This is a genomic window from Corynebacterium tapiri (assembly GCF_006334925.1).
Classification (GTDB): Bacteria; Actinomycetota; Actinomycetes; order Mycobacteriales; family Mycobacteriaceae; genus Corynebacterium; species Corynebacterium tapiri.
In genome coordinates this window covers 1-750 of record NZ_VDHJ01000036.1, presented here as the reverse complement: position 1 = coordinate 750, position 750 = coordinate 1, and the positions used below count along the sequence as shown (strand labels likewise).

The window sequence follows — 750 nt, the reverse complement described above, 5'->3', positions numbered from 1 at the left end:
CTGCAAGAAGAGCATTTAGGGTTTTTCTACGAAACAGTCGATAGGACCTCGATGAGACTTCACGATGGTTATGGGTTCGTCCGTGGAGAGGCTCTCTGCAATCCTGACCGGGCTGGCCAAGACTACCGTATAAGCGCAACCATTAATGCTGGAGACCACCGGGGAATCGGACTCTCCGATGAAGTCCATCTTCCCTGCCACATGGGTTAAGGCGTACACAACCAATCAAGTAGTTCCTTAGCTGCAGCATCAGCACCACCCGGGTAGTCCGTGTCTAAAAACTGCCTAGCCTCGTCGAAGACGTGAGAAGCGATCGCTTCTTTCTGTTCTCTTGAAGCGTTCTTTTTCAGTTCGTCAAGGGGGACCTTTATCTCGACCGGAGGATTCGTACTCATAGAAAAGGACCGTTTGTCATCCGCGTAGACCCGCACGTAGCACGCTGTAAGCGTTGACTCTAGGACGAGGTTTCCGAAGATGAGGGTGGTCAGCTGCTTTTCGATCATGCCTCCAAGGTAGCTGGAGGGTGGCAGGGAGAGAGTGGGAATGGGGGCGGGGGAGGAGCTCGCTTCGCTCGCACTGGAGGGAAGTTCTTTAGGGAACCCCCTAAAACCCCGGAAATATCTGACTTGGTTATGAGTGACTTTGAACGGTAAGGGAGCGGCTACGCGGTTTTCTGCTCCGCTTTTTGCTCGGCGACGTAGCGATGAACGGTGCCAACCGAGCAGCCGATCTCGGCGGCAATCCCGCGCA

The 750-nt window shown here is 54.3% G+C and carries 1 protein-coding gene; it reads right to left on the bottom strand.

The window, feature by feature from the left end:
- Window positions 1-206: 206 nt before the first annotated feature.
- Entirely contained in the window at window positions 207-503 is a 297-nt protein-coding gene (locus FHE74_RS10580; RefSeq protein ID WP_139466471.1) for a hypothetical protein, read from the bottom strand.
- Window positions 504-750: the final 247 nt, after the last annotated feature.